The following is a 26,910-nucleotide window of genomic DNA, read 5'->3' on the forward strand; positions in this document are numbered from 1 at the left end:
TAAACAAGGCAAAAAATGCTCTCATAAATAAAAATATCGAAAATTCATGAGAATTTTCGATATTTTCGTAATTTAACATTCTATTTTAGACTCTTTAAAACATAATCACCCAAAGTCTCAACACGTTTATAATCATCCTCATCCGGATCACGATCAATCTTCACTGAATCAGCCACTTGTTCCCCATTACTAGAGTTCAGTTGCATCGTGAAATAATCAACTGCCCGGCCAAAGTGCAAATGTGTCTTCGAACTCGAACCTAGAACCGCAAATTTAGTTTTATCCAAATTGACGTCTGCTAAATCTTCATAGAAATCTTGAGCTTCATCAGGAACTTCACCATCATGGTAAGTGTAAGTTTCGACTATAACGGCGTCATAATCAGTTAAGCTAAAGGCATCCGTATCAATGATTTGTTGTAAATCCAAATCAGCACCTTTACTTTTTAAATATTCAGCCAAATATTTGGCTATTTCTTCATTACGTCCAGTCAAACTAGTATAAGTTAAAAGTATCTTCATTTAATTACCACCTTACGCTAATACGTTCTCGAGAGTGCTTGGCCTCAACAATTTCATCGACCATCGCAATGGCAAAATCAGCGTAACTGATCTCACTTTTACCATTCGCATCAAAAGTTAATTCTTCACCAGCTAGAACATACTTACCAGTTCGTTTGGCAGTTGCTTGAAAATCGGCTGCCGGACTGATGAATGTCCAATCAATATTACTATCACGCAATATATCCAATGACTTACCCATTTCCTCACTCAAAGGTTTAACAGCTTCTGGGAAGTCTGCTTGTTGATAGAGTTGCTTTGTATGATTCTCATCAAGGTACAATGATCCAGCACCGCCGACAACCAATAATCTTGTCTTTGAGTCACCGATAATTTCAATCAAATGTTGCGTTGCAGGAACATACTCTTTGACCGCTGGGCCAAAGAATCCTAATGCATCTACTAATACATCAAAATCTTTAATATCGTCAGCTTGTAAGCTATAAACATCACGTACCAAATACTTGTCAGTTGGTGATTTCTTAGCATCACGCACAATTGATGTAACGTCTAAGTCGCGATTTAATGCCTCTTTAACAATCAAAGAACCCTCTTTACCATTGGCTCCGATAACAGCTACCTTCATAATTAATACCTCCAAATTCTTTCGACAAGATAACTTTACATATTCTCAAGCAAAATGACCAAGAATATGGCTTCAATATAGTAAACTTATCGTGCTGGGAGGCGTAATTATGGCATATCAAATTTATTTTGTACGACACGGTAAAACTTGGTATAACGAATACGAAAAAATGCAGGGCTGGTCCGATACTCCCCTAACCAATGACGGCGTTGAAGTTGCCCAAAAAGCAGCTGAAGCATTGAGAAACGTTGACTTTGCGGCCGCCGTTACGTCAGATATGAAACGAGCTGTCGACACAACTAGAATCATTACTAGACGAAATAAAAATAATTTAATTCCACAAGAATTATCAGAATTCAGAGAACAATTTTACGGTTATTTTGAAGGCCGCAGTATTGACGAATCATGGTTTGCTATTGGTAAGCCACATCATGCTAGAACTTTTACGGATATCGTTAAAAAGTACGGTTTCGACGCCACGATGGACTTCGTTAAAGAAGCCGACCCACTCCATGATGCCGAAAGTGCTGATGAATATTGGAGCAGAATTGAACGTGGTTTCAAAAAGCTCGACCGAATTGCTCATGACGGCGACAAAATTCTCGTAGTCACACATAGCATCACGATTTTAGGCTTTGCCATCCGTTACCAGACACCTGATTTAAAGATTGATGATATTCCAGCCAACGCCAGTTTAACAATTATGGAGCGTGACAATGGCGTTAATAAGGTAACTAAATATAACCAATCATTAATTGACTAATTCAATATTCTTGCCGAAAAATACACGCATCAACCTAATGTAGTACACTAATACTACATACATTGAGGAGGATTTATTTACCCATGGCTAAATATCAAATTTACCTAGTTCGTCACGGTCGGACTTGGTTTAACAAATACAATAAAATGCAAGGTTGGTCTGATACTCCCCTTGCCCCCGAAGGTGTCGAAGTAGCTAAGAAAGCTGCACATGCTTTAAAAGACATCAACTTTGCGGCCGCTTTTTCATCAGATGCCAGACGTGCTATTGATACTTGTAAATTAATCGTGGATGAAAATATCAACCACGCCAACATCACACCACAAAAACTAATGGAATTTCGGGAAGAATTTTACGGATATTATGAGGGTATGAATTCTCCAGAAGCTTGGTATATGGTTGGCCAACCACACGGAGCCGCTACCTTTGCCGAAATCATTGCCAAATATGGCATGGACGCCACAAAAGACTTCATGAAAGAAGCCGATCCATTCCATGACGCGGAAAATGCCGAAGAATATTGGACACGAGTTAACAAAGGTTTCGAAAAACTAGATGAAATTGCTAAAGATGGCGATAAAATTCTTTTAGTTTCACACGGAACAACAATTCGTTCAATTACTGACCGTTATAACGATGGAAATTTTGACGTAACGGTTAGTCCAAGAAACTCTAGTTTAACAATGATGACTCGTGATAACGGTCAAAATACAGTTACTAGTTATAACCAAATGCTTGATTAAAATATTCAGTGAATTTTAAAATACAATTATCATTATCAAATAAACTAAGTAATTAACAACTTCCTTTTAAAACTTAACTAGTCGGAAGAGTTGCAAAATATCTACTGGCAGTGAAAGCGGCGTTAGAGCTTTAGCTCTTACACCGCCGGGCGCGTTTGGAGACTTGCCGATTTTGCAAGGCTTCAAACCGAGACTCGAGACCTTGGCTCGAGTCGGTCCGCACAGCCAGTAGCTATTTTTGCAACTCTGGAGACGGCATCCAAAGAACATCTATTTGACAAAATAATTAAATTAATATATTCTCAATTCATCAATTACTTGGAGGTCCAGACAATGATTTTAATCAATGCTCAAACATCATTATGTTGTTGCGGTTCGCATTCTATGCGTGCCGTCAGTTTGAGTGCTTAAAATCAAACTAGACTACTGGTAACTTACGCGTAGGGTGCAAATCAATTCGATTTGCACCCTTTTTTTACGCCCAAAAATTAAAGGAGAATCTTAATTATGAAATTTAATACAAAGCTTATTCACGGTGGTATCAGTGAAGATCCAACAACAGGAGCTGTTTCTATCCCCGTCTATCGTTCATCAACTTTCCACCAACACAAACTTGGTGCCGAACCAAAATGGGAATATGCCCGTACTGGAAACCCTACTCGCCAAGCCCTAGAGCAACTAATTGCCGAAATCGAAAATGGTACTGATGGCTTTGCTTTTGCTTCAGGATCAGCAGCCATTCATGCTGTCTTTTCACTCTTTTCAGCTGGAGATCACATCATTATCGGGAATGACGTTTATGGTGGTACTTTCCGTTTAGTTAATAAAGTTTTGAAACGATTCGGTTTGGAATTTAGTGTCGTTGATACCCGTGATTTGAAAGCTGTTGAAGACGCAATTCAAGCTAATACCAAAGCTATTTACTTTGAAACACCAACTAATCCATTACTAAAAATCACTGACATTCAAGCTGTTGCAGATATTGCCAAAAAGCATGACCTAAAGACAATCGTTGACAATACTTTTGCGACACCATACAACCAAAATCCGTTAACTCTTGGTGTCGATATCGTAGTTCACAGTGCTACTAAATATCTCGGTGGCCACAGTGACGTCGTAGCTGGCCTAGCGGTCACGAATGACAAGCAAATTGCCGAAGACCTTGCCTTTCTCCAAAATTCAATTGGGAGTGTTTTAGGTCCAGATGACAGTTGGCTCTTGATGCGCGGTATCAAAACGCTCGGTGTTAGAATGCGTGTTCACCACGAAAATGCTAAGTTGGTTTACGATTATTTAACCAATAACGATAAAGTGGCTAATGTTTATTACCCCGGAAATCCCGAATCAAGTGATTATGAAATTGCCAAGAAACAAATGCGTGGATTCGGTGCTATGATTTCCTTCGAACTCCAACCAGGACTTGATGCCAAAAAATTTGTTGAAAGTCTTCAATTAATTGATTTAGCTGAAAGTTTAGGTGGTATTGAAAGCCTTATTGAAGTTCCAGCCGTTATGACGCACGCTGCCATCCCTCGAGAAATTCGTTTACAAAACGGTATTACAGATGAGTTGATTCGTTTATCAGTTGGTATTGAAGATGAAGAGGATTTGTTAGCCGACTTACAACAAGCTTTTGCTAAGATATAAAAAAATTCCGATAGAAAATTTCTATCGGAATTTTTATTTTAATGACTTAGTGGACCAATCAATAAGGAAATGGCTACAATCAACAAAAGTACAACGACTATATAACTACCAACAATCATCGGTGCTCCGAATTGAGCTGTACTTGATGTACCTCGTTTCATAGCTGTTTTCTTATAATTACGAGCAAATCTAAATTGAAAATATGCTAGTAAGAAAAATATTATCGAAAAGATATGTTGCGCCGTAAAAATGGTCTTCATCATTATTAGTCATCGGCTTTCTTATTCAAATTATCCATAACGAAGTCCAATGCTTTCTTAGAATCACGTGTTAAAGCAATGTATTGTTGACCCTTCGTTGCAACTAATTGAATACCTAAACGATCAGTATCAGCTTTCAAATCGTCATAATAAGTTCTAACTTGCGGAGCCAAAACAACTAAATCGTAATTTGGAAGAATATCGTGATGTGAACCATAGGCACCAGCACTGGCGACAATCGGAACATTGTACTTTTCAGCACCTTCTGTTAAAGCATTAGCTAATTGTTCACTCGTACCACCACCGGCACAAAGAACAAGGACTTTAACTTGATGGTCTAATTTCTTAGCAAGAGCTGGATCTGAATCGACTGGAGCAGTTTCTTCGGTTGTAGCTGTAGCAGGTGTTGCTTCTGAAGCAGTAACGGCTGCACCAACGGCGGCAGTTGCACCAACTGTTTCAACGGCAGCATCAGTATCTTCGTCGGCTGCGTCCACTTCAGCTTCTTGTTTAACAAGTGAAGCATCGTAAGCACGACAGAATGGTAGATAAATCAATGTATCCAAGGCTAATAGAACAACAACTAACAATAAGGAAATAGGTTGCATTTGTGTATCAAGCCAAGCACCAATAGGACCAGGTAAAGCCCATGACAAGATATACATAAACCCTCTCATATGGAATAGATCAATGAACATCTTACCAATAACAACGTTAACAACTGGTGATAAGACGAATGGAATAAAGAAGTAAGGGTTCAAAATGATTGGAGCACCGAACAATAGAGGTTCGTTAACAGCAAACATTACAGGAATAAATGAAGCCTTACCAATAGCTTTCAATTGCTTTGATTTCATTAAGAACATAAAGATAAATGGAACAACGAATGTAGCACCAGTACCACCAAGTTCACCAATGAAGTTACCAAAGTTTTCTGTTAGTGAGTGGTATGGGAAGTTACCGGCTTTAAACAAAGCCAAGTTAGCAGTTGTATTACCATACAAAGCAGCTGTAATAGCAGGTTTAACAACTGAAGGTCCGTGGATACCCATGAACCAGAATAGCGGAATAAGGAACCAGATAAATGCCATGCCCCAATATGTTTCAGCACCTTTAAAGATAGGAGCAATCAAAGTAGCTAGCATAGCACTGAATGGAACGTGTAGCCATGAACGAACAGCTACATCAATAATACCCATAACAAGAATTGAAAATGAGAATGGGAAGATATCACGGAAGTTTTGTGAAATGGCACCAGGAACTTCCTTAGGCATCTTGATAGTAATATCTCTTTCAACACAGAACTTGTACATGTGAACAGTAATAAAAGCAGATACGAATGATGACAAAATACCTTTTGTACCAAAGTAGTCGCCAATGTAAGCTCCACCTTTAGTAGTTCCGATAGCAAGCAACATGAAACCACACATTGCGGCCATCATTGTGGAAGTTCCGTTAATGAAACGACCACCTTTGATACGTTGGTTCATTGAACCGGTTAAGGCTTTAGCAGTTGTCCCCGCAACATATAAACCAACAAATCCCATAGTGTAATTATAAATTTTGTTAAACCAATCGTTCAGTCCACCGGGTAAATTGATACCAATCAGTGGCAAAACAGATGTTAATAGAATAAAAATACTTGAGAACAAGATAATTGGCATTGCTGCTAAGAATCCGTCCTTGATAGCCATTAGATAAATGTTTTTGGAAATTTTATCAAAGAATTTTTGATGTTTTTCCAGTTTATCAATAATAACTTGCATGCTTTACACCCCTTCTTATTTTAAATTCATACTGCTGCCGCCTCCGGATTCGATAAATTTCAACATGCTGTGTGGACCGGTGCGAGCCAAGGTCTCGCGCCTCGCTTTGAAGCCTTGCAAGCAAGTCTCCAAAGTCGCCCGTGGTGTAAGAGCTAAAGCTCTAACGCCACCTTCACTGCATGTTAAATTTATCGAATCCTCCGGCTAGTATATCTGTTTATTGCAGAAACTAACCTTTTATTGATTTCCCCAATATGTTTAGATACTTAATTTAATTCTTGGAAATTCTCAGACCTAAAATTCCAGTTCATCAGTAAAAGTCTCAAATGTGTATAGTATTAAATTTCCTTATAATCAATTAATTACTGATGAACTTGGTCGGAGGAGCTGAGAAACATTTACTGGCAGTGAAAGTGGCGCACAGTCAGTAAATGTTTCTCGGCTCTATAGGCGGCATTAAATAATTTCATAAAAAAAGACCGCAGTTTAAAGCACAGCAAACTAGTTCACCATGCTTTAACTGCGGTCATGCCTAATTTAATAGTAACAATCCACAACTAAAAGCTATTTCATTGTATCGGCAAGTGCCTTATACCATAGAGCACTCTTCTTGATATAGCGTTTCTGTGTTGCAAAATCGATGAAGAATAAACCATAACGTTTGTTATATCCGTTAGCCCAAGAGAATTGATCTTGGAGCGACCAGATAAAGTAACCGTTTACATTAACACCCTCGCTACGTGCTTTCAAGATAGCTTCCATGTGTTGGTCAACAAAATCAATTCGTTTGTCGTCATTGATAATGGTATCTTGAGTAGCACCTTCAGGTAATTCTTCTTTCAAACCTAAACCATTTTCGGTAATGAAAATTTCTTTACTGTTTGGATATTCAGAACTGACACGTTTCAAAATATCGTAGAGTCCTTCTGGATAAATGTTCCAGTCCCAATCAGTTGTTGGAATATTAGGATTCTTAACAGCTTGGCCAACGCCCTTAAACTTAAATGATGACGTACCTTTTTCACCAGTACCATTGAAGTGATTAGTACTTTCACCATCATATGCAGCAAAGTATGATGGTTGATAATAGTTCAAACCAAAGTAATCATTGCGTGTTGAAGCTTTCTTCAAAATATCCATATCGCCAGGTTCAATGTCCAATTTGGCATCATTAGCGTCAAGAATTTCGTTGATGAGTTTCATTGTCTTATCAGTATATTCACCCTTGAATGTTCCATCTAACAAGAAAGCATTCATAAAGGCATCACTTAAATCAGCCGCATGTTGATTTTCTGGTGTTTCTGGGTATGGATAAACTGGTTGTAACACGTGAATCAAACCAATTTCTCCATCGTAGCCATTATCTTTAAACAAGTTAACTGCTCGTGCGTGAGCCAACAATTCGTTATGTTCAGCTTGAATAGCACTTGTGACATCAAATTTATGACTTGGTGGGAAATTACCTTGAATATATTGTGAATATGCCAAAGAAATTAATTCGTTGATTGTAAACCAGTGCTTAACTTCCGTAAATTCTTCAAAACAGAACTTCGCATAATCGACAAAGTAATCAATATTCTTTCGGTTTAACCAATCACCATCATCAAACAAAGTCTTAGGTGAATCAAAATGATGCAATGATACGTAAGGTACGATTCCATTGTCTAGGCATTCTTTGAACAAACGGTGATAATAATCGACCCCAGCTTGAACTGGCTCGCCATAACCATTTGGGAAAATTCTAGTCCATGAAATTGACACTCTAATTGCGTTCAATCCATATTTCTTAGATAATGCAATGTCTTCGGGATAGAGGTGATAAAAATCACTGGCTGGATCTGGTGAGAAACGACCTTGAGCTTTCAAATAGTCGTCCCACATTGTTTTACCTTTACCATCGACTTTTGTAGCACCTTCAACTTGATATGCAGCTGTCGCACCACCCCAGACGAAACCTTTTGGTAACTTTTTAACACGATTCAATTCAATACTCACGGCATTACCTCCTCTTATTTCATACCTAATTGTTTTTCAATCTTATCAATACGTTTGTACTCATCGATGAAGAATCTCACCTCATCCATCAACATCATTGTTGTCATCAATGTATCTTGACCATGAACCATGATGAAAGTGACATCCATATCTTCACCACCAGCTTCTTTACTTAGAAGCTTAGTCTGTTCATTGTGAGCATCCACGATTGATTGGTTAGCTTCATCAACACATTCGCTGGCCTTATCGAATTCCCCCTTCTGTGCATGTTGTAATGCTTCGATCAAACTTGTTTTTGCATCCCCAGCATAAGCTACGATTGAAAAACCAGTCATTGAGATTTCTTCTTTTGTTGCCATCAGTAAAGCCTCCTGAAATTGTACGTTTTTATTTTTCTTGAATTAGACGTTGAACATGAATCACAAAGTAAACTAATTCATTATCATTTAATGTGATATTTAAGCCTGTTTCGATTTTGTTACATATCTCATTCGAGATTTTGTATGACTTAGGATAAAGCTTTTGAAAATCCGATTCGATATTTTGATTCAAAATTCGTTTATCTTGTTCATCAGTTTGAATACGTGCAACTAAGTATTGTAAATGAATCATCAAACGATCAAAGTAATTTTGATTCGTGATGTTTCTCGTTATTCCATATTCACTGAAAACAGATTGGACAATTTTATTTACATTATTTCCAAAATCAGCCTGATCCATTTTTTCTTTATCTTCAGACGTCTCTGTTCCATGAGCATTAATAAAATGTAATGCAATTGGTTGAGCAGCGTCTTTTGGGAAACGAACATTGAGATCATGATTCAGCATTTCAACAGCTTTATCAGCGATTTCATATTCAACAGGATATTTATCTGCAATATCAGGCGCAGCACTTTTTTGATACTTGCCTGACATTATGTGTTTGTAAGTTTGTGCAATATGGTCAGTTAACGTTACATAAATATAATCAAGAACTGGGTAATTGAAATCCTTTTTAGCCATTTCGATGATGGCAAAACTCGTCATTGTGATATCAATTGGAACATCTTTCAATAACGTACCGAATCTCTCTTTTGCTTCGTCAGTATTTAAATAAAAAATCCGTTCAACTTGCTTGGGCGAAACATCGTCCCCATGTCGCTTCTGAAAACCAACGCCTTTACCTTGGATAATTGCCTGATCTTTTTTACCGATATCAACAAGTACAGTGTTGTTATTATAAACACGATTTACTACTAACAAAGCATTCCCCCCTTTCTCAAAAAAAAATGACCATAAACTTCGCCCTAAGAGCGAAATCCATGGTCATGCCTAATTTAATAGTAACAATCCAACGATTTATTCAACTTACAAGATTCATTATAGACACCAGTTTACGTTTTGTAAACGCTTTAATTATTATTTTTGTCATTTTTTGATTATTATTTATTAATTAGATGCTTTATTTCTTGAGTATAAAGGCTTTTTGAAAAATGCCGCCTCTGGGAACAAGAATTTTTTGGCTGCGGTGGGGACCGCTCGGAGCCAAGGTCTCCAAGCTCGATTTTGAACTTCGCAAAAATCGCGAATTTCAAAACTCGTCCCGTGGTGTAGGTGCTAAAGCACCAACGCCACCTTCACTGCTGCCAAAAATTCTTGTCCCCAGAAGCTAGTTGATTAATCATTTCATATGTTATCAATAATCTAGTCTATTACCATCATTTAAAGAAAGGAACCTTATCATGTTTAGAGCTTCTAGTACCATGATTTTAAAACTACTTTTCTTACTTAGGAAATATATCTATTAATTAACCAAATATATCCAATACTCTAGTCGGAGGAGTTGAGCAATATTCTATGGCTGTGAAAGTGGCGTTAGAGCTTTAGCTCTTACACCACCGGGCGTGTTTGGAGACTTGCCGATTTTGCAAGGCTTCAAACCGAGACTCGAGACCTTGGCTCGAGTCGGTCCGCATAGCCATTGAATATTGCTCAGCTCCGGAGACGGCCCCTTTCATGAAAATTACAATCAGTCTAATAAAATAATTTTTTTATTTAAAATTTTTCAAATATGAATTATATAAATCAGTAGTTTCAATATTAAAGGCATTTTAAATATTTCAAAGATTAAATTTTCTCTAATTTATCTCTATCCATTTACTGAAAAATGCTATAAACTGTGTATTAATCTCATATTTGAAAGGGGAACTTTGACATATGTCTGATTCATTACAAGCTATCGAATCAAATGCATTTTATATTAATCCTAATCGATCAGTTGCTGTAATTAATTACAACGAGGAATATATTCAAGATATTTTCCAATTAATTAACAGCAAAGGTTTCCGCAACTTGGTTGACCTGTATCTAGAAGAGAGTCAACTTGCTGTAACCAATAAAGTTGAGGGCCTAGCCACCGATACTTACATTAACATCTTGAAGGCTATCCTAATTGACGATAAACCTACATATGAAAAATATGGTAACGAACAAATCCTCAAGAGTATTGAAGATTTTTACTCATACTACCGTTCATACTTTAGAGTTTCTCTCATCAATAAACACAGCAGTGCCATCGTTAAGGGTAACTTTATGAACATCGACAACCGTTACAATGAAGTTGTAATTCACCTTTACAGGGCTATTGAAGAAAAGTTGCAAGGCTTTCCTAACCGCACTTACCGTCAAATCAATGCCGGAACTAATGCCTGTGTTTTAACTCAATCAATCAAATGGAACATGCCTAAAAACTATCAAGCACTCGAAAGTATTCGTTTCCTAGATACTATTATGTTGCGTCCACCAATGATGATGCACACTAAGAGTAACAAGCGTGAGGGTGTCTTCAGTGCTGTTAAGCATAATCCAATCGATAAATTCGATGGTGATCAAAAAGACTGGTACTGCTTCCCCGCTAAAATCGGTGAAAGTTTAGCATTCATTTATTTCCATCGCGATTATTTTGTCAGTGGAATTGCTTTAGCCAACTTGTTTGAAGTCGCTGATGAAGCTAGTATTGCTGGCAAGAAACCTGACGAAATTATTCTCTTCGGTCTTAAAGAAACTGAAGGTGATGTTAGCCATTATTACCACGATGAAGAAAACGATATTTGGGTCGGTGAAGTTCCTTACAATGATAAGACAACTTACTTTGGCTACATGAAAAAGATGTGCCTAACCGTCCACAATTTACATATGATTTATGAAAACCGTTTGCCAATTCATGGTTCAATGGTTCGTATTAGTTTCTCTAATGGTAAAACTAAATCAGTTGTCTTCTTCGGTGACTCAGGTGCCGGTAAATCTGAATCAATTGAAGCACTTCAAGAAATCGCTGATGACAAAATCATTAATATTGAAACCATTTTTGATGACATGGGTAGTTTTGCTTTCGATGATGAAGGTAATATCTATGCTCAAGGAACAGAAACTGGTGCCTTTGTCCGTTTGGATGATTTAAGTAGTTCAGTTGCTTTCAACAATATGGATCGAGGAATTTACTTGAATCCAGAATTGAAGAACGCACGAGTTATTTTACCAGCCAATACTTATAAACACGTTGTTGAACATCATTCAATCGACATGTGGGTTTACGCCAACAACTACGATGCTGAAATTGGTTTACATCAATTCCCTGATGAAGATCATGCTAAGGCAACCTTCATTGCCGGTAAGCGTAAAGCCTTGGGAACAACCGATGAAGTTGGTATGAGCACAACTTTCTTTGCTAATCCATTTGGTCCTGTTCAAGAAGAAGCTAAAACTCGTCCAATTATTGATAAAGTTTTCAATAAGCTCTATCAAGACAATGTTTATGTCGGCGAAATTTATACTCACTTAGGTTATGACAAATCCAAAGACAGTTTGCATGAATCAGCAAAAGAACTCCTAACAGAATTAATGAACAACTAATTAATCTATATCAACGCTAAAAAGCATCTATCGTAAGTTAATAAACTTTTCGATAGATGCCTTTTTTGATCTTTATTTTTTATTGTATTTTTGATTTATGAGTACAGTTAACTTTTGTAATTGTTTGGTACGTTGATTACTAGTAAATTTTCTCAATTTGGGATTATTCAACTGGTACTTTGTGGCTTTAGGTTTCTTAACCCAAAAATCGTATTGAGGATTATCAATCGCATAGGAGTTATTGATTGTAAAACCACTCTGTTTTAGTGCTGTATTATACGCATTGGTCTCATTTAAATGATTGGGTACTAATCCCGTAATAACTTTAGAACCAATTGTTGGCAAAGGAAATTCATCATTCTGAACTAATATTTCATGTTTAGGGTCCATGTTTTTACCAATATTTTTAGCATACCAGCAATCATATGAGACTAACCCGCCATCCAGCGCTAAATAAATATTCTTATCCTTTATGGACTCGTCACCACTAATAACACGATCAACATAAATTGTCGCTTTGGTGTATGACATCCCTTCTGGACTGTGCATTTTCTGTAAATTATAAACGGTGCCTTGAATAACCGTCTGACTATGATTTTGTAATTGTTCCAGCGAAGTACTAACCGAAGTTGACTGGTTAGCAAATTCATCACTATGAATTACGTCAGCTTTCGCAATATGTTTTCGCCATTTTTTTTGATTCGTATGAATTAGCTTAGAGGATTGTTCAAGTTTTATTTGTCGTGCATCAGAACTTCTCAGCGCATTAACGCTGTATGCTGACAACGGCAAAACAAATACTAACAAAGCCACAATTATCATTAGTGTTTTTTTCATCGCAATTCTCCTCGTTGCCATTATCGCACGTTCGAGAAAGCGTTTGTACCGCGATTATTTTATATAAATCACTAAAATTTTTGTCAATATTTAATCAATTAATAATTAGTCAAAATAGACTCACGATTAGTTGTTTGATCTTTAAAATACTCATATTGCATTAACTCCAAGTATGACCCAGAAATATTAGTAATATTTTTATATCCTAAATTATCGAGTGCACGCACCATGTTATAACTACGCTGACTTGACTGACAATGAATATAAACTGGTCGATCCGTTGGTATCTCATCTAAACGTTGACGGAATTGACTGAGTGGAATATTTACAGAAGTTGTAATGTGCCCTGCAGCATATTCATTAGGTTCACGTGCATCAATAATAAAGGCACCTTTTTCCACTAATGAGCGAACTTTGCTAATTGATACTTGTTGGTACTCGTCATTGAGAATATTTTCAGCAACTAAAGCTGCGATATTAACTGCATTTTTGGCTGTACTAAACCAAGGAGAATAGCATAATTCCAAATGTGTCAAATCATCTATATGACCGTGCATTGAAATCATTGTCGCTATAACGTCAATTTGCTTATCAACACCTGACTTGCCGATAGCTTGTGCCCCTAGTATTTCTCCACTAGGATAACCGAAAACTAATTTCAAAAAGATTGGAGACGTATCAGGCATTACGCTAACTCGATTTTGCGGTATAACGGTCACGGCACGATGCTCGATTTGATTCTCCTCACAAGCTGCCTCAGTTAAACCGGTTGATGCAACGTTCAAATCAAATAAATGAATTACTTGTGATCCAATTACACCCTTATTTTGAATGGGACGACCATAAATATGGTCAACTGCATCACGAGCTTCCATTTGAGCAGGATAAGCCAATGCTAATCGTGTTTTTTGGCGAGTTAACATATTAGTTACTTCAATCGCATCCCCAACCGCATAAATATCAGGAATAGATGTTTCATATTGTTGGTTGACTTCAATACCACCAGTAACGCCAATTTTACACCCTGCTTTAGCTGCTAAAGCTATATCTGGAGTTACACCAATGGCCATAATAACTGCTTGAGCTTTAATTGTTTTTCCAGATACCAATCGGATTTGATCATCATCGACCTCTACTAAACCATCTTCCAAAATCACGTTAACATCATTGTCATACAAATTCTTATGAACCAATTGCGCAAAGTCATCGTCAATCGTTCCTAAAACATGGTCTGCCATTTCAATCAATGTTAAATTTTTACCTGTTTGACCTAAATTTTCAATAACCTCTAAGCCAATAAATCCTCCACCAATAACTGCTACATCAGTGACATCATTATCAACCAAGTACTTTTGAATTCGTTTAATATCAACTACATTGCGAATCGAAAATACATTTTTATTATCAATACCTTTGATTATTTGTGGCATAACAGGCTTGGCACCCGGTGATAAAATTAATTCATCATAATTTACCGTTCTTAAAGCACCAGTCTGTGTATCCTTAACTTGAACCGTCTTTTGTTTAGAATCAATATCAACAACTTCCGAATTAACTTCGGCTTGAATATTGTATTGCTTTTTAAATTGTTCAGGAGTTTTCAAAATAATACTATTTGCATCAGGAATCAGACCACTCAAATGGTAGGGTAATGAACAATTTGAGAATGAAACGTCTGGGCCCTTTTCATACATCGTAACTTCTGCCGATTCATCCAAACGACGTGCTCTGGCAGCTGCTGAAGCGCCACCGCCTACTCCACCAACTACTACAATCTTCTTATTAAACATCAGTATTATCCCCTTTTCCTCTTTTAACAAACTATTACTTCAATTATATAAAAAACCTTCTGTAGCTGATAATATTCAGCCTCAGAAAGTTTTCTTTTACAATTCAATCACATGGTACTCAAATCCCAAATCATTCATAAACTTAACTAAATCGTCCATCTGCACAAACAGTGTCTTCGTATTGTCATTCGGATGGAAAGTCAAAGGAACATCCCCAACAATATCCTTTTCAAAGTAGATCTGAACATCTTTTTCACGGTTATTCAATAACCCAAATATCGAAACAAATCCCGGTTTCAAGCCTAACTTATCCATCAACAAAGTTTCCGACGCAAATTTGATATGTTTTTCACCGACAACTTCGGCAAAGTGGTTCATATCTAATCGTTTGTCATCATCCATGAAAACCAAATAGAACGCTTTTTTCTTTTTATTAGTTAAAAATAATGACTTCGTTCTAATACCAACCTTACCTTTAATATATTCATCGGCCTTGTCAGTCGTATACACGGCTGGGTGTTCCACGATATCATAAGAAATATCCAACTTCTCTAGTTCCGCTTTCACTTGTTCATATGGACTCATCATCTTTCCCCCTTGAAATCATTAGCTTTACTTTATCCCAATAAAACAACTTGGGACAAAACTATTATTGTTTTCAAACATGCAGCATAAACGTGGAACAAAACATAGCTTTTTCCGCTTAAAACAAATAACCCAAGCAATCCAAAATCGGATTACTTGGGTTATTTGCCTTAATGCTCGAAAGCTGACCATGTTTTGTCCCACTCTCTTAGAACAATGTCAAAATGAACCAAATAGCTGTTAAGACACTGATTTTAATCTTGTCTGATTGTGAAACTTCCAAGTATTTCCAATTTAAACCGGCTAATGTACCAAAACCAATGACACCAGCAATGCCGTTAGCCCAGATATTTGTTTTACCAGCAATTAAGAAAACAATGATAATCAAAGCTGTTTCAATTGTTAACCCAATTGCCATATTAATAACCAATTTAGCTTTATAATTATCGTTATTTCTCAACAATAATGTGAATAGCCAATAAGCGATGGCAAAGGCAACTACAGCTCCAACAACATAGAGCAATAGTTTCAACCATTTACCCATTTGTGGCATATCTGCAACATTAGGATCTGAAATAATCATTTGAATAACTGTCATCAAAATACTGATTAAAACAGTTCCCAAAACAGAAAGTCTGTCTAATTTATATAAATTCTTCATATTTTCCCCTACTCTTCTTTCAATAGTCCAACTAGTTCTGAATGGGCAGCTTTATTTGATGGAATAAATCCGAAGATTAAACCGACTGCCGTTGAAACAGACAACGAGAGGATAATTGAGTACGCCGTTATAACGGCTTTAAATGGTAAGAATGCATTGATGATTGCGACGAAGATATATCCAAAGATAATCCCAATTAATCCCCCAATAACACAGAGAACCACACTTTCAATCAAAAATTGATTTCTAATATCACCAGAAGTGGCACCGAAAGCTCGACGAATCCCGATTTCTTTCCGACGTTCAGAAACAGTAATATACATAACGTTCATAACGCCGATACCTGCAATCAATAATGAAATCCCCGCGATAAAGGCAATGAAGTATGTAATGTCATTCAAAATTCGTGTGAACTGTTTACTTACGGTATCTGGGTTCGATACTGAATAACGTCCTGTATTCTTTTGTTCACCCATCTTCTTCATCCGTTGAACAGCTGTTTTACCAACTTGTTTCTTATTGGCATCAGCTTTAACGTACAATTTAGCTTGATCTTTAGAAATTTGGTTAGCAAACAATTCCTTGAAGATTTGTTTGGAAACATAGGCATCTGGTCGATAATTCATCTCACTGATGTGATAAATCCCTTGAACTTCAAAAACCGTTCCATCAATTGAAATCAAGCGATTAATAGCATTTTCTTTGAAAAGTTTATGTGCTAAATCTTCAGAAATATAAACACCGTTAGATGCACCAGTCATTGTAAAGTATGTACCTTTAACCAAACTCAGGTGTTTAGGTTGTTTATTCAAACCAATTGAAACATTTTTCGTCTTATATTGAACCTTAGCACCAGCTTCGGCCACGCTACTTGTTAATTTTACATGGTCAACGCCAGGAATTTTGCTTAAAGCTGAAGCATCATTGGGTGTGAAACCACCATCAGTATTGTAATCAGACGTTGGTTCCCACTGTAAAATAACCTTATTCCGAGTATTGTGATTACCCATACCCTTGGTAACAGTATGTGTAAAACCATCACCGATAGCTAAAATACAAATGACACTTGCAATACCAATAATAATTCCCAACATCGTTAGGAAATTACGATTCTTATTCTTACCGATTGATTTAAGAGCAATCATAATTTTATCAGTCATGATTTTTCACACTCTTTTCATCGTTATATAGTCGACCATCACGGATATAAACTGTTCTCATCGCATATTCAGCCACTTCACTATCATGGGTAACCATAATAATTGTGGTTCCAGCTTCGTTTAATTTCGTAAAAATCTCCATGATTTCTTTACTAGTTTTGGAATCCAAAGCACCTGTTGGTTCATCAGCGATAATCAACTTAGGACGGTTAACGATTGCTCTAGCAATGGCTACACGTTGTTGTTGACCACCAGATAATTCAGAGGGACGATTCTTTTCTTTCCCTGTTAAACCAACTTTTTCGATGACATCTTCAACCATTTCATGTTTCTTACTTTGTTTTTTCTTACTATAAATAAGCGGAATTTCAATATTTTCATAAACATTATAAGTTGTTAACAATTTGAAGTTTTGGAAAACAAATCCTAATTGATCACCACGAATTTGTGATAACTCATTGTCATTAACATCTTTATAATTTTTACCTTCGAGCAAATATTCACCAGTATAGCTTTGATCTAGTAACCCCAAAACGTTGATCAAAGTTGATTTACCTGATCCAGAAGGTCCCATGACAGCTAAAAATTCACCATCCGCAACTTCCAGATTGATATTCTCTAAAGCAGTGAATTTGCCATAAGCTTTACCTACATTAGTAACTTTAAGCATCATTTCACCGCCTTATTTTAAGACTAGCTTATCGCCAGCCTTAAGCCCATCGATCACGTAATAATCTTGATCTTTTTTCGTCATTGTTACGTGTTTCTTATGCTTCTTGTCATTCTTCAAGAGATAGACAGTATCTTTGTTCCAAACAGCCTTAGAAGGAATCTTGTAGCCGTCTGATTCAGTCTTAATTTGAACATGCATACCATATGGAAGCTTGTCTTCAGTTGCGACACGGAAGTGATAGTAAGAAACATTGTGTGTGCTGTATGGAATAACATCTTTTTGTTCATAATTACCAGAAATCTTTGTACCATCATTCTTAATAATTGTGACATTAGCACCAAGTTTGATCTTATCAAGACTGTATTCATTTACGTTACCTTGAATTACAGGTGCACCATAAATGAAACTTCTACCAGCATCATCTTTGTAATAAGTACCACTGATTGGTGCTAAAACAGTTCTACTTTGAGCTTTGTTCAACTTAGCAATCTTAGCTTGTGCTTCAGCTAAAACTTCTTGATTTTTGCTCAATTCAATCTTGTCGGCAGTTGTCTTGTCAGTTGAATTATATGCTTGGATAGCAAGTTGGGCTTGTTGAATTTCAGCGTTGGCACTAGCCAAATCACTACTCATATCACGGTAAAAACTGAATAATACTTCACCCTTAGTTACTTTTTGACCATTGATCACATGAGTTGAAGTTAAACTTTCATCCTCAGATTTTGGTTGGTCACTGACCGCTTGCTTATCTGTTTCTTGAACAATACCATTGAAATAATTAGTATTGTCGCGTTGAACAGTATAAGTTTTATAATCTGTTTTATTATTATCATTCTTAAAACCGTTTCCTAAAACTAAAAAAAGAATAACGGCAATTAGGACAACATTAATACCCCAAATAGCAATCTTAATTTTCTTCATAAATAATCTCCCTAAATTTGCTTATCTTAAATAGCATAACAGTCTTAAACTAGACAAAAATTGGCGTACTGTCAATGCTTGGTTATAAAAAATTAGAACAGTTTTTACCTATAAATTACGGTATTTTTCTTTGTACTTGGGGTCGTTAGCGGTTACACAGATTATAAAAAAATTTATTCTTAAAATGCTGCTTCCGAAGATGAGCAGACGGGTGTACCTGCTGTGCGGACCGGTCTGAGCCAAGGTCTCAGACCTCGATTTGAAGCCTTGCAAGCAAGTCTCCAAACTCGCCCGGTGGTGTAAGAGCTAAAGCTCTAACGCAACTTTCACTGCTGGTACACCCGTCTGCTCATCTCCTCCAGCTAGTTAAATACTTATAGTCTAATCACTTTTTTTATATTAATAACCAAAGTATTTTCCTACACCCCAGTTTCCACTTAGCATGAAAAAGAAAAATGACCTCTAATCATCAAGATTTCTATCAAGATAACTAAAGGTCATTTATTTTAATCATTATTAAATAGGAACTAAATCAAATACACCCATTCACAGAACACTGAATACAACGTTTATGCTGTAGCAACTTTTTCAGTCTTTACTCGGCGTTTCAAACCGATTCCTGTGAATCCACTAATAATGGAAAGAACTGGTGATAGTAGACTGAAGAAACAGAATGGTAGGAACGCTAATGTTGGTACTCCTAAGGTATTAGCAGCGAAGGCTCCGGCTACTCCCCATGGAATCAAGTAGTTGATAACTGTTCCACCATCTTCAAGGACACGGCTCAATGCTAAGTTATCTAAACCACGCTCGTTGAATGTTTCTTTGAAAGCTTTACCCGGTAAAATAACTGATAAGTATTGTTCACCGACGAAGATGTTAACGCCAATTCCAGATAGGATCGTAGCTGTAACGACTGATCCTGGTGTCTTAAGCTTCTTAGCTAGAGGTGTCATGGCTGTTTGAATGATGTCAAACTTCATTAACAAGCCACCTAACGAAAGTGTTAGGAAAATTAGTGAGACAGTACCCATCATGGAAGTAATTCCTCCACGAGTCAATAAAGCATCAACACTGGCATTGCCCGTTTTTGAAACAAAGCCGCTTTCGATGAATCCGGCAATATCTTTAACAGGTGTACCAGGTTTTTCGATAAAAATCATTCCGACAGTTACCGTAATATTTAAAATCAATGTCGCAATGGCTGGTATTTTCATGATTGAACAAGCAAACAACAACGCGATTGGTAAAATAGACCACCATGTAATGATAAAGTGCGTATTTAAAACATTTAAAGTTGTATCAATTTTGCTTAAACTAGCGCCTGAACCGGCGTTACCTAAAATAGCGTAAAGAACTAGTGAAATTAAGAAAGCCGGAATTGTTGTCCACATCAAGTTTTTAATGTGATCGAACAAGTCATCTTCGGCAATTGCTGAAGCTAAATTAGTTGAATCTGAAAGTGGTGAAGTCTTATCACCAAAGATAGCACCTGAGATAATCGCACCAGCAACTAGAGCTGGATTCATACCTAATGTTTGACCCATTCCGAAGAGGGCAATTCCGATTGTTGAAATAATTGTAAAAGCACTACCGATTGATGTACCAATCAAAGCACAAACTAAGAAAACAGATGGCACGAACCATTGTGCTGAAATCATGTGGAATCCGGCAACCATCATTGATGGAATAATTCCGGCAGCAATCCAAGTACCAATCAAGGCACCGATTAAAATAAAAATGAAAATTGGGATAATACCATTTTTAACACCGTCGGTAATTCCCTCAAAAATATCGTCCCATTCACTACCACGAACTTTGGCCCACAAAATCAATAGACCGATAACTACTAAGACTGGTGTTTGAGGAGATAATCCAAATTTGATAACTCCAAATCCTAAAACAATCAACATCATAACTAAAATGGCAATTGCCTCTTTAAAACTTACTTCTTTTTTGCTCTTATTCATGTTTTTTCCTCCAAATTGTTTTTATCTATAACGAGAAAAACTAATATCGAGGATTTCCACCGCATGTATTAATAATCATTTTCCGTACCCCTTGTATAAAAAAAGTCCCTGCTGCAAATATGCAACAGGGACGATTTACCGTGGTACCACCCAGCTTGAGAATAGTTAAATAAACTATTACTCCACTCTTGAGAAATAACGGCTCTCTTTTTCCGCTTGGCAAAACCAAGTCATGTCTGGTATTTCATAACTGCACCCTGACCAGTTCGCATCAACCACCGGCTTTCTTACACACAGATACATTACTAATTGATTCAGACACTTATATTTGTTTATTTGATTGACATCAACAATAACAGGCAAATTTTAATCTGTCAACATTAAAGTTATATTGCCGCCACCGAGAGTGAGAAAATCAGGCTGCTGTGGGAACCGGTCTGAGCCAAGGTCTCAGACCTCGATTTTGAACTTCGCAAAGTACGCGAATTTCAAAACTCGTTCCGTGGTGTAAGGGCTAAAGCCCTAACGCCACCTGCACTGCTGCCAGATTTCCTCACTCTCAATGGCTAGTGTATTTTTTAATTTTTTGATTAATATAAATTTGAATTACGTGTTTATTATAAAATTAAATCTGACGTATTTTAATAATTTTCAGTATTCTATGAATTTGAATCCCTAATATGACAACTACATTCTACTAGTCGGAAGAACCGAGACCTGAGACCTTGGCTCAGGTCGGTCCGCACAGCCAGTTAAGATTTTCTCGGTTCTGGAGACGGCATACTTAACTAATAAAATAACGGAATGAATTATTAGTCCACTCCGTTATAACGACTCTATTAGTAAATTTTAACTTCAAAAATCCTTATGCCATGCGACGGTCGATGAATTTTGATAGTAATGACAAAGCGTAACAAACTACGAAGTACATTATAGCCATCGCTACGAAGACTGGAATGATATAGTTTGGATCTTGTCCATACACTACTTGGCCATGTTGCATCAATTCTGGCACAACGATAATTGTTGCCAACGATGTATCCTTAATTAATGAGATAAATTGACTAACTAGAGCTGGAATCATCTTTTTATATGCTTGTGGTAAAACGATATGCCACATTGCTTGAGACATTTTCATACCCATGGCTCTTGAGGCTTCCATTTGTCCGACATCAACTGCCAAAATACCTGAACGGATAATTTCGGCAATCATCATTGATTCGAAAACTGTCATCGCTAAGATGGCCGCTGGTATCGTATCTGGTTTGAATCCGAATGCTGGCAAACCAAAGTACACGAAGAAAATAATCAGTAGCAATGGCAAGTTACGAATAACATCAATAATAAAACCAACGATTTTTGAAAGATATGGAATTTTCGCATAACGAATAATTCCTAGAACTGATCCAATAATGAAACTTAAAACCACCGATATAACGGAGATCAAAATCGTGATCCACAAGCCTTGGAGAAGGAATCTGATATTGATCCACGAATAAGCGTCAATCCAATTTTGCATAATTTACTCCTCCTAAGCTAGTTTTCTTTCTAGATGTTGCATGTAATAACTTATTGGTAACGTAATAATCAAGTAGAATACACCAACAATGATGTATGTATTAACGGTATCAAAGGTTTGTGAGGCAATCGCATTACCTTGATACATCAAATCAAATCCGGCCACGAAAGCTAGAACTGAAGAGTTTTTGACCAAGTTAACGAATTGATTACCCAATGGCGGAATAACGTATTTGAAAGCTTGTGGTAAAACGATATAACGCATTGCTTGCCAAAAAGTCATTCCTTGTCCACGGGCAGCCTCCATTTGTCCGATATCAACTGAATTGATACCAGCACGAACTGTTTCAGCGATAAAGGCTGAGGTATAAATCGTTAAGCCAATTGTCCCAGCTGTGAAACCATTGATTTTAACAACATATAGTGGAATTACTAAATAAAAGAACATTGTAATAACTAATAGTGGAATATTACGGAAAACTTCAACGTAAATATTACCAATGATACGTAAAAATTTATTGGGAACTACTTCGAGAATCGCGAACAATGAGCCGACGATCAAACTAAAGAACAGTGCTAGAACACTTGATAATAACGTCCAACCAAACCCACTGATAAATTCATTCCAGTTACTTGTTAGTAGATGAATCATTGCGTAGCACCTCCTTGTAGTTAAATCCAGGAACATTACCGAACCACTTAATAATTAGTTTGTTGTATGTTCCGTCATTTTCAACTTCACTCAAAGCTTTGTTAACAGCTGACTTAAAATCAGTTTGGCCTTTGTTGATACCAATACCATAAGGTTCTGTCGTAAAGGCCTTACCTTGTAGTTTATAACCCGGATTATTGACAGCCATACCAGCTAAAATAACGTTATCAGTTGTCAAAGCATCACCTTGACCTGACTTCAATGCTGTTAGAGCTTGCGCATAATCAGGCAATTGTAAAACTTGGGCTTTAGGAGCAAACTTCTTAACGTTTTGAACTGAGTTTGAACCAACAACCCCAATAATTGTGCGATTATTTAAATCTTGCACTTTTTTAATTGGTGAACCATCTTTAACCAAGATTGATTGTCCAGCGTCAAAATAAGAGTTAGAAAAATCAATTGTCTTTTGACGTTCCGGCGTTATGGTCATTGTAGCGATGATTGCATCGATATTACCATTCTTCAACAAAGGGATACGTGACTGTGATGTAACGGTAACAAACTTAGCCTTAGCATCTTTACCATACATTTTTTTAGTAATAGCTTTGGCTAAATCAATTTCAAATCCCTTTTCTTGTCCGTCTTTAACATCTACCAAACCAAGTAACTTAGTATCAGCTTTGACACCCCAAGTAACTGTTTTGGATTTCTTGTCATTTTCATAAATATTTTGTGATGACAGTGATTGGGAACCACAAGCAGTCAATGTAAAGACTAGAAGTAAAGAAGTGATAATTACTGCTAAATATTTCAAGCGTTTCATATCCTTATCCCCCTAGTGTTTAATAATTTTGCTTAGGAACTGTCTTGCACGTTCATTAGTTGGATGGTTGAAGAATTTGTCCTTTTCGTCATCCTCCAAAATTTGTCCGTCAGCCATAAAGATAACCCGGTTGGCAACTTCTTGAGCAAAGCCCATTTCGTGCGTAACAATCAAAGAAGTCATATCACTTTGACTAGTAACATATTTGATAACTTTCAAAACATCGTCGATCATTTCAGGATCCAAAGCACTTGTTGGTTCATCAAACAACATGCAACGAGGCTTCATAGCTAAAGCTCTAGCAATCGCAACACGTTGTTTTTGACCACCAGAAATTTGAGAAGGCATATTATGAGCTTTATCAGCTAAACCAACTTGTTCAAGTAAGGCCATAGCTTGCTTCTTGTTTTCTTCTTCATTCATTTTCAAAACGATTCGAGGTGCAAGCATGATATTTTCCAAAACATCTTTGTTAGCATACAAATTAAAGTGTTGGAAAACCATCCCAACATCACGTCTAATACGGTTAATATCAGTTGATTTCTCAGCAATATCATGACCGTTGACAATCAATTGTCCCTCTTGAATCGTTTCCAGACCATTGACAGTTCTGGCTAAAGTACTTTTACCGGATCCAGATGGTCCAATCAAAACAACCGTCTCACCCTTGTCAATTTCCAAGTTCACATCTTTCAAAGCATGGAAATCTCCGTAATATTTTTGAACATCGCGGAATTCAATCATTGATGACATAGCTAATACTCCCTTCTATCCTCATAAAAAAATAGTCCTATTGTGTCAGTGCCGTCCCTTAATTCTTTTTTGGTCGGTGATAAACAACTAAAACCAAGTCTAATTCACAAAATTTAAATCATACTAACGTGACGTGTTTTAAATAATAATCCAACAAAATAAATATTTTGCCACTCTGGAGACGGCTTTATACATGTCACATTTATATTAAGAAAATTTTAATGTTTAATTTGTGTTTTGGCAACAAAAAAACATTTTGTGAAAAAAATGTTCGGCTTTTTGTTGATTGGACACAGTCCTAAAAAAACTATAACACCAATGTTATCAGTATTATAATCGAAACACTTTTCGGAATAAAAAAAATTTTACGAACAAACAAAAAGTCCACGCATTAGAATGTACGTGGACTCTTTTTAATTCTTTCGAAAAATTGTTGAGGATTTCGAAATCTTATTAGATTAATTATTAAGGGGGAAGTGCTTCTCGTCTCCGAGAAGCTGCGCACAAAAGGTCATTACCCGCTGTGCGCAGTTCCTCGGAAAGGAACTGCTAAAACTATTTCAGAACAATCTTCTTGTAGAGATATCTGGTTAAGAAGTAGTAACCAAGATATAAGACGATGAAGATAGCAAATGGAATTTCAATATGCGCATATGGCTTATAAAGAATGGCACTGAACATTTGTAAACCAAGTAACACATGGATCACACCTAAAATTGCAGGTACTGAGAAAAGTACAGCAATTTCTTTATTGATTGTTGAACGAAGAACCTTTTGACGTGTACCAATCTTGTAAAGCATGTTGTAACGCTTAACATCGCCATTGGCACCGGAAAGAATCTTGAACATCAAACAACTGGCTAACATAGCTAGGAAAGCAATTCCTAGGAAGAATCCCATAAATTCTAGTCCAGAGAAGAAACCATTAATCATGTTATAAGCACTGAACTTGTCGCCACCTGCTTTGGCCAAAACTGGATAACGCTTAGCTTCAGCTTTTGAAATTGCTTTAATACCAGCTAAATTATCTTTAAAGGAATTAGTTTTAACTAAAACGGTTGTTGTTTCTTGACCATTAATGGCGTTATAGTCAGCATCACTGACAAACTTAGCTTCTTTACCACGTTGCTCTGGTAAACGCGTATTCATCAACTCAAACTTGGCATTATCACTCTTATTAGGATCAGTTGTCTTATTAAGTTTGGCTACCATCGTCTTAGTATTGATTTGTGAATAACCAATTGGTTGTTTTTTAAATTCACTAGCACGATAGTAAACTGCTTTATCATCTGATTTAAAGTTGTAAACATTCTTAGACTTAATATTTAAACTCTTTAAACGTTTTTGTTGTGCAGCATCTGGATTAGTTAGTTGCACATCATAATAATTTTGACCATTAACAACGTTATCAATTTGGTTGTTAAAGCCTAGTCCAACAGTAATTGCACCAAGTGCTAAAGCAAACATCATTGAAACCATTGAGAGAATCTTTGTGTAATCATTAATACGGAAACTTAATTGAGAAAGTGTGAAGTTGTTCAAACCTTTTTGAGAATATTTCGTATTACGTTTTAACATTGAAATAATAGCTGTCACAAATGAGTTAATTGTGAAGTAAGTTCCGGCAACGATTGTCACTAAGGCAATTGGAACACCTAACATGATGAAGCCAGCTTCCTTACCCATATACCACATTGCAACATAACCTACAGCTAAAAGTACCAATCCTAAAACAGCTTGAACTGTTTTCAAAACGCCGTTACGTTTGATTTTAACTGGTTGACTATCACGTTTTAATAAAGTTAAAACCTTACTACGACGGAGTGAAATTGAATTTCTAATTGCAGAAAACATGAAAATGGCGATAAAGAAAATAAATGTCCAAACTAGAGCTGGTAAATAGAAACTATTGAAGTGTTTTACGTGCATATCTAACGCACTGATAATCCACTTACTTACAAAACCAGTAGTAATGATACCGATAGCTGAGCCAATTACAGTAGAAATAGCACCGATAGCAAAAGTTTCCACGAAGATCATGCGAGAAATCTTGCTACTCTTCGCTCCAAGCATCATGAACATCCCATATTCCTTTTGACGCATACTCAACAGGAAGGTATTCGCATAATTCACATAAACGATTGTGATGATTGCTAGTAAAACAATCCCAAAACCGAAGATGAAACTTGTGGCTGCTGCTGGAGAATTAGAACTTAAAAATGTTTGATTAGTTGCCAGTGACATGAACATATAGAAAATAGCTGATGCAATCATCAAACCGGAAAATAACACGCTATAATCACGCATTCGATGTTTAATGCCACTTAAGGCTAATTTATTTAACATACTGTTTCTC

The 26,910-nt window shown here is 36.7% G+C and carries 24 protein-coding genes; 4 read left to right on the forward strand and 20 right to left on the reverse strand.

The window, feature by feature from the left end:
- Positions 1–80 precede the first annotated feature (80 nt).
- Entirely contained in the window at positions 81–521 is a 441-nt protein-coding gene (locus tag FD31_RS04695; RefSeq protein WP_057891612.1) for a flavodoxin domain-containing protein, read from the reverse strand.
- A gap of 4 nt (positions 522–525) precedes the next feature.
- The gene (locus FD31_RS04700; RefSeq protein ID WP_057891613.1) at positions 526–1,146 is read right to left on the reverse strand and encodes an NAD(P)-dependent oxidoreductase; all 621 of its coding nucleotides are present in this window, start codon (positions 1,144–1,146) and stop codon (positions 526–528) included.
- 109 nt (positions 1,147–1,255) lie between these two features.
- Here FD31_RS04700 and FD31_RS04705 point away from each other — a divergent pair, with 109 nt between their 5' ends.
- The 3 genes from FD31_RS04705 to FD31_RS04715 all read left to right on the forward strand — a co-directional run bounded on the left by FD31_RS04705 (position 1,256) and on the right by FD31_RS04715 (position 4,299).
- Positions 1,256–1,909, forward strand: a complete 654-nt coding sequence (locus tag FD31_RS04705; RefSeq protein ID WP_057891614.1) for a histidine phosphatase family protein — start codon at positions 1,256–1,258, stop codon at positions 1,907–1,909.
- A gap of 83 nt (positions 1,910–1,992) precedes the next feature.
- Complete coding sequence (locus FD31_RS04710; protein WP_057891615.1) at positions 1,993–2,652, forward strand: histidine phosphatase family protein; 660 nt, start codon at positions 1,993–1,995, stop codon at positions 2,650–2,652.
- 507 nt (positions 2,653–3,159) lie between these two features.
- The gene (locus tag FD31_RS04715) at positions 3,160–4,299 is read left to right on the forward strand and encodes a trans-sulfuration enzyme family protein (protein WP_057891616.1); all 1,140 of its coding nucleotides are present in this window, start codon (positions 3,160–3,162) and stop codon (positions 4,297–4,299) included.
- Between the two features lie 38 nt (positions 4,300–4,337).
- Here FD31_RS04715 and FD31_RS04720 read toward each other — a convergent pair whose 3' ends face one another.
- From FD31_RS04720 to FD31_RS04740, 5 genes are all read right to left on the reverse strand, one after another.
- A complete protein-coding gene (locus tag FD31_RS04720) occupies positions 4,338–4,562 on the reverse strand; it encodes a hypothetical protein (protein ID WP_057891617.1) in 225 nt (74 codons plus the stop codon).
- Between the two features lie 2 nt (positions 4,563–4,564).
- Positions 4,565–6,325, reverse strand: a complete 1,761-nt coding sequence (locus tag FD31_RS04725) for a PTS lactose transporter subunit IIBC (protein ID WP_057891618.1) — start codon at positions 6,323–6,325, stop codon at positions 4,565–4,567.
- Between the two features lie 564 nt (positions 6,326–6,889).
- Positions 6,890–8,320: a 6-phospho-beta-galactosidase gene (lacG, locus tag FD31_RS04730; RefSeq protein ID WP_057891619.1), complete on the reverse strand. Its 1,431-nt coding sequence runs from the start codon at positions 8,318–8,320 to the stop codon at positions 6,890–6,892.
- Positions 8,321–8,334: 14 nt separating this feature from the next.
- The gene (locus FD31_RS04735) at positions 8,335–8,679 is read right to left on the reverse strand and encodes a PTS lactose/cellobiose transporter subunit IIA (RefSeq protein ID WP_057891620.1); all 345 of its coding nucleotides are present in this window, start codon (positions 8,677–8,679) and stop codon (positions 8,335–8,337) included.
- A gap of 28 nt (positions 8,680–8,707) precedes the next feature.
- On the reverse strand, positions 8,708–9,562 hold the full coding sequence (locus FD31_RS04740; RefSeq protein WP_057891621.1) for a PRD domain-containing protein: 855 nt from the start codon (positions 9,560–9,562) through the stop codon (positions 8,708–8,710).
- Positions 9,563–10,516: 954 nt separating this feature from the next.
- Here FD31_RS04740 and FD31_RS04745 point away from each other — a divergent pair.
- Complete coding sequence (locus FD31_RS04745; protein ID WP_057891622.1) at positions 10,517–12,211, forward strand: hypothetical protein; 1,695 nt, start codon at positions 10,517–10,519, stop codon at positions 12,209–12,211.
- A gap of 72 nt (positions 12,212–12,283) precedes the next feature.
- Here the strand turns inward: FD31_RS04745 and FD31_RS04750 are convergent, their stop codons facing one another.
- From FD31_RS04750 to FD31_RS04810, 13 genes are all read right to left on the reverse strand, one after another.
- A complete protein-coding gene (locus tag FD31_RS04750; protein WP_057891623.1) occupies positions 12,284–13,048 on the reverse strand; it encodes a hypothetical protein in 765 nt (254 codons plus the stop codon).
- Between the two features lie 98 nt (positions 13,049–13,146).
- Positions 13,147–14,838: an FAD-dependent oxidoreductase gene (locus FD31_RS04755; RefSeq protein WP_057891624.1), complete on the reverse strand. Its 1,692-nt coding sequence runs from the start codon at positions 14,836–14,838 to the stop codon at positions 13,147–13,149.
- A gap of 96 nt (positions 14,839–14,934) precedes the next feature.
- Positions 14,935–15,423, reverse strand: coding sequence for a prolyl-tRNA synthetase associated domain-containing protein (locus tag FD31_RS04760; RefSeq protein ID WP_057891625.1), 489 nt, complete (start codon positions 15,421–15,423; stop codon positions 14,935–14,937).
- A gap of 208 nt (positions 15,424–15,631) precedes the next feature.
- Positions 15,632–16,084: a hypothetical protein gene (locus FD31_RS04765; RefSeq protein ID WP_057891626.1), complete on the reverse strand. Its 453-nt coding sequence runs from the start codon at positions 16,082–16,084 to the stop codon at positions 15,632–15,634.
- Positions 16,085–16,092: 8 nt separating this feature from the next.
- The gene (locus FD31_RS04770; RefSeq protein WP_057891627.1) at positions 16,093–17,244 is read right to left on the reverse strand and encodes an ABC transporter permease; all 1,152 of its coding nucleotides are present in this window, start codon (positions 17,242–17,244) and stop codon (positions 16,093–16,095) included.
- Positions 17,237–17,914: an ABC transporter ATP-binding protein gene (locus FD31_RS04775; RefSeq protein ID WP_057891628.1), complete on the reverse strand. Its 678-nt coding sequence runs from the start codon at positions 17,912–17,914 to the stop codon at positions 17,237–17,239. Before FD31_RS04775 ends, FD31_RS04770 begins: the two co-directional genes overlap by 8 nt.
- A 12-nt stretch (positions 17,915–17,926) precedes the next feature.
- The gene (locus FD31_RS04780; protein ID WP_057891629.1) at positions 17,927–18,838 is read right to left on the reverse strand and encodes an efflux RND transporter periplasmic adaptor subunit; all 912 of its coding nucleotides are present in this window, start codon (positions 18,836–18,838) and stop codon (positions 17,927–17,929) included.
- Positions 18,839–19,407: 569 nt separating this feature from the next.
- Positions 19,408–20,808, reverse strand: coding sequence for a Na+/H+ antiporter NhaC (gene nhaC, locus FD31_RS04785; protein ID WP_057891630.1), 1,401 nt, complete (start codon positions 20,806–20,808; stop codon positions 19,408–19,410).
- 865 nt (positions 20,809–21,673) lie between these two features.
- Positions 21,674–22,327 carry an amino acid ABC transporter permease gene (locus FD31_RS04790; protein ID WP_057891631.1) on the reverse strand — a complete coding sequence of 218 codons (654 nt, stop codon included), beginning with the start codon at positions 22,325–22,327 and terminating at the stop codon, positions 21,674–21,676.
- Between the two features lie 12 nt (positions 22,328–22,339).
- Positions 22,340–22,978, reverse strand: a complete 639-nt coding sequence (locus tag FD31_RS04795; protein ID WP_057891632.1) for an amino acid ABC transporter permease — start codon at positions 22,976–22,978, stop codon at positions 22,340–22,342.
- Positions 22,956–23,801 carry a glutamate ABC transporter substrate-binding protein gene (locus FD31_RS04800; protein ID WP_057891633.1) on the reverse strand — a complete coding sequence of 282 codons (846 nt, stop codon included), beginning with the start codon at positions 23,799–23,801 and terminating at the stop codon, positions 22,956–22,958. The genes FD31_RS04795 and FD31_RS04800 overlap by 23 nt, the downstream gene beginning before the upstream one ends.
- 12 nt (positions 23,802–23,813) lie before the next feature.
- A complete protein-coding gene (locus FD31_RS04805) occupies positions 23,814–24,545 on the reverse strand; it encodes an amino acid ABC transporter ATP-binding protein (protein WP_164480483.1) in 732 nt (243 codons plus the stop codon).
- Positions 24,546–25,109: 564 nt separating this feature from the next.
- Positions 25,110–26,900 (reverse strand): FtsX-like permease family protein, encoded by a 1,791-nt coding sequence (locus tag FD31_RS04810; RefSeq protein ID WP_057891635.1) that lies wholly within the window; start codon positions 26,898–26,900, stop codon positions 25,110–25,112.
- Between the last annotated feature and the right edge of the window lie 10 nt (positions 26,901–26,910).

It is taken from the genome of Companilactobacillus nantensis DSM 16982 (assembly GCF_001435815.1).
GTDB lineage: Bacteria > Bacillota > Bacilli > Lactobacillales > Lactobacillaceae > Companilactobacillus > Companilactobacillus nantensis.

Excerpts from the sequence above, each read along its gene's own strand:
- FD31_RS04705 (WP_057891614.1), top strand. The coding sequence starts at position 1,256 with ATGGCATATCAAATTTATTTTGTACGACACGGTAAAACTTGGTATAAC.
- FD31_RS04715 (WP_057891616.1), top strand. The coding sequence starts at position 3,160 with ATGAAATTTAATACAAAGCTTATTCACGGTGGTATCAGTGAAGATCCA.
- FD31_RS04700 (WP_057891613.1), bottom strand. The coding sequence starts at position 1,146 with ATGAAGGTAGCTGTTATCGGAGCCAATGGTAAAGAGGGTTCTTTGATT.
- FD31_RS04810 (WP_057891635.1), bottom strand. The coding sequence starts at position 26,900 with ATGTTAAATAAATTAGCCTTAAGTGGCATTAAACATCGAATGCGTGAT.
- FD31_RS04765 (WP_057891626.1), bottom strand. The coding sequence starts at position 16,084 with ATGAAGAATTTATATAAATTAGACAGACTTTCTGTTTTGGGAACTGTT.
- FD31_RS04795 (WP_057891632.1), bottom strand. The coding sequence starts at position 22,978 with ATGATTCATCTACTAACAAGTAACTGGAATGAATTTATCAGTGGGTTT.
- FD31_RS04725 (WP_057891618.1), bottom strand. The coding sequence starts at position 6,325 with ATGCAAGTTATTATTGATAAACTGGAAAAACATCAAAAATTCTTTGAT.
- nhaC (WP_057891630.1), bottom strand. The coding sequence starts at position 20,808 with ATGAATAAGAGCAAAAAAGAAGTAAGTTTTAAAGAGGCAATTGCCATT.
- FD31_RS04750 (WP_057891623.1), bottom strand. The coding sequence starts at position 13,048 with ATGAAAAAAACACTAATGATAATTGTGGCTTTGTTAGTATTTGTTTTG.
- FD31_RS04800 (WP_057891633.1), bottom strand. The coding sequence starts at position 23,801 with ATGAAACGCTTGAAATATTTAGCAGTAATTATCACTTCTTTACTTCTA.
- FD31_RS04790 (WP_057891631.1), bottom strand. The coding sequence starts at position 22,327 with ATGCAAAATTGGATTGACGCTTATTCGTGGATCAATATCAGATTCCTT.
- FD31_RS04805 (WP_164480483.1), bottom strand. The coding sequence starts at position 24,545 with ATGATTGAATTCCGCGATGTTCAAAAATATTACGGAGATTTCCATGCT.
- FD31_RS04775 (WP_057891628.1), bottom strand. The coding sequence starts at position 17,914 with ATGCTTAAAGTTACTAATGTAGGTAAAGCTTATGGCAAATTCACTGCT.
- FD31_RS04735 (WP_057891620.1), bottom strand. The coding sequence starts at position 8,679 with ATGGCAACAAAAGAAGAAATCTCAATGACTGGTTTTTCAATCGTAGCT.
- FD31_RS04695 (WP_057891612.1), bottom strand. The coding sequence starts at position 521 with ATGAAGATACTTTTAACTTATACTAGTTTGACTGGACGTAATGAAGAA.
- FD31_RS04760 (WP_057891625.1), bottom strand. The coding sequence starts at position 15,423 with ATGAGTCCATATGAACAAGTGAAAGCGGAACTAGAGAAGTTGGATATT.
- FD31_RS04770 (WP_057891627.1), bottom strand. The coding sequence starts at position 17,244 with ATGACTGATAAAATTATGATTGCTCTTAAATCAATCGGTAAGAATAAG.
- FD31_RS04780 (WP_057891629.1), bottom strand. The coding sequence starts at position 18,838 with ATGAAGAAAATTAAGATTGCTATTTGGGGTATTAATGTTGTCCTAATT.
- FD31_RS04755 (WP_057891624.1), bottom strand. The coding sequence starts at position 14,838 with ATGTTTAATAAGAAGATTGTAGTAGTTGGTGGAGTAGGCGGTGGCGCT.
- FD31_RS04710 (WP_057891615.1), top strand. The coding sequence starts at position 1,993 with ATGGCTAAATATCAAATTTACCTAGTTCGTCACGGTCGGACTTGGTTT.
- FD31_RS04745 (WP_057891622.1), top strand. The coding sequence starts at position 10,517 with ATGTCTGATTCATTACAAGCTATCGAATCAAATGCATTTTATATTAAT.
- FD31_RS04720 (WP_057891617.1), bottom strand. The coding sequence starts at position 4,562 with ATGATGAAGACCATTTTTACGGCGCAACATATCTTTTCGATAATATTT.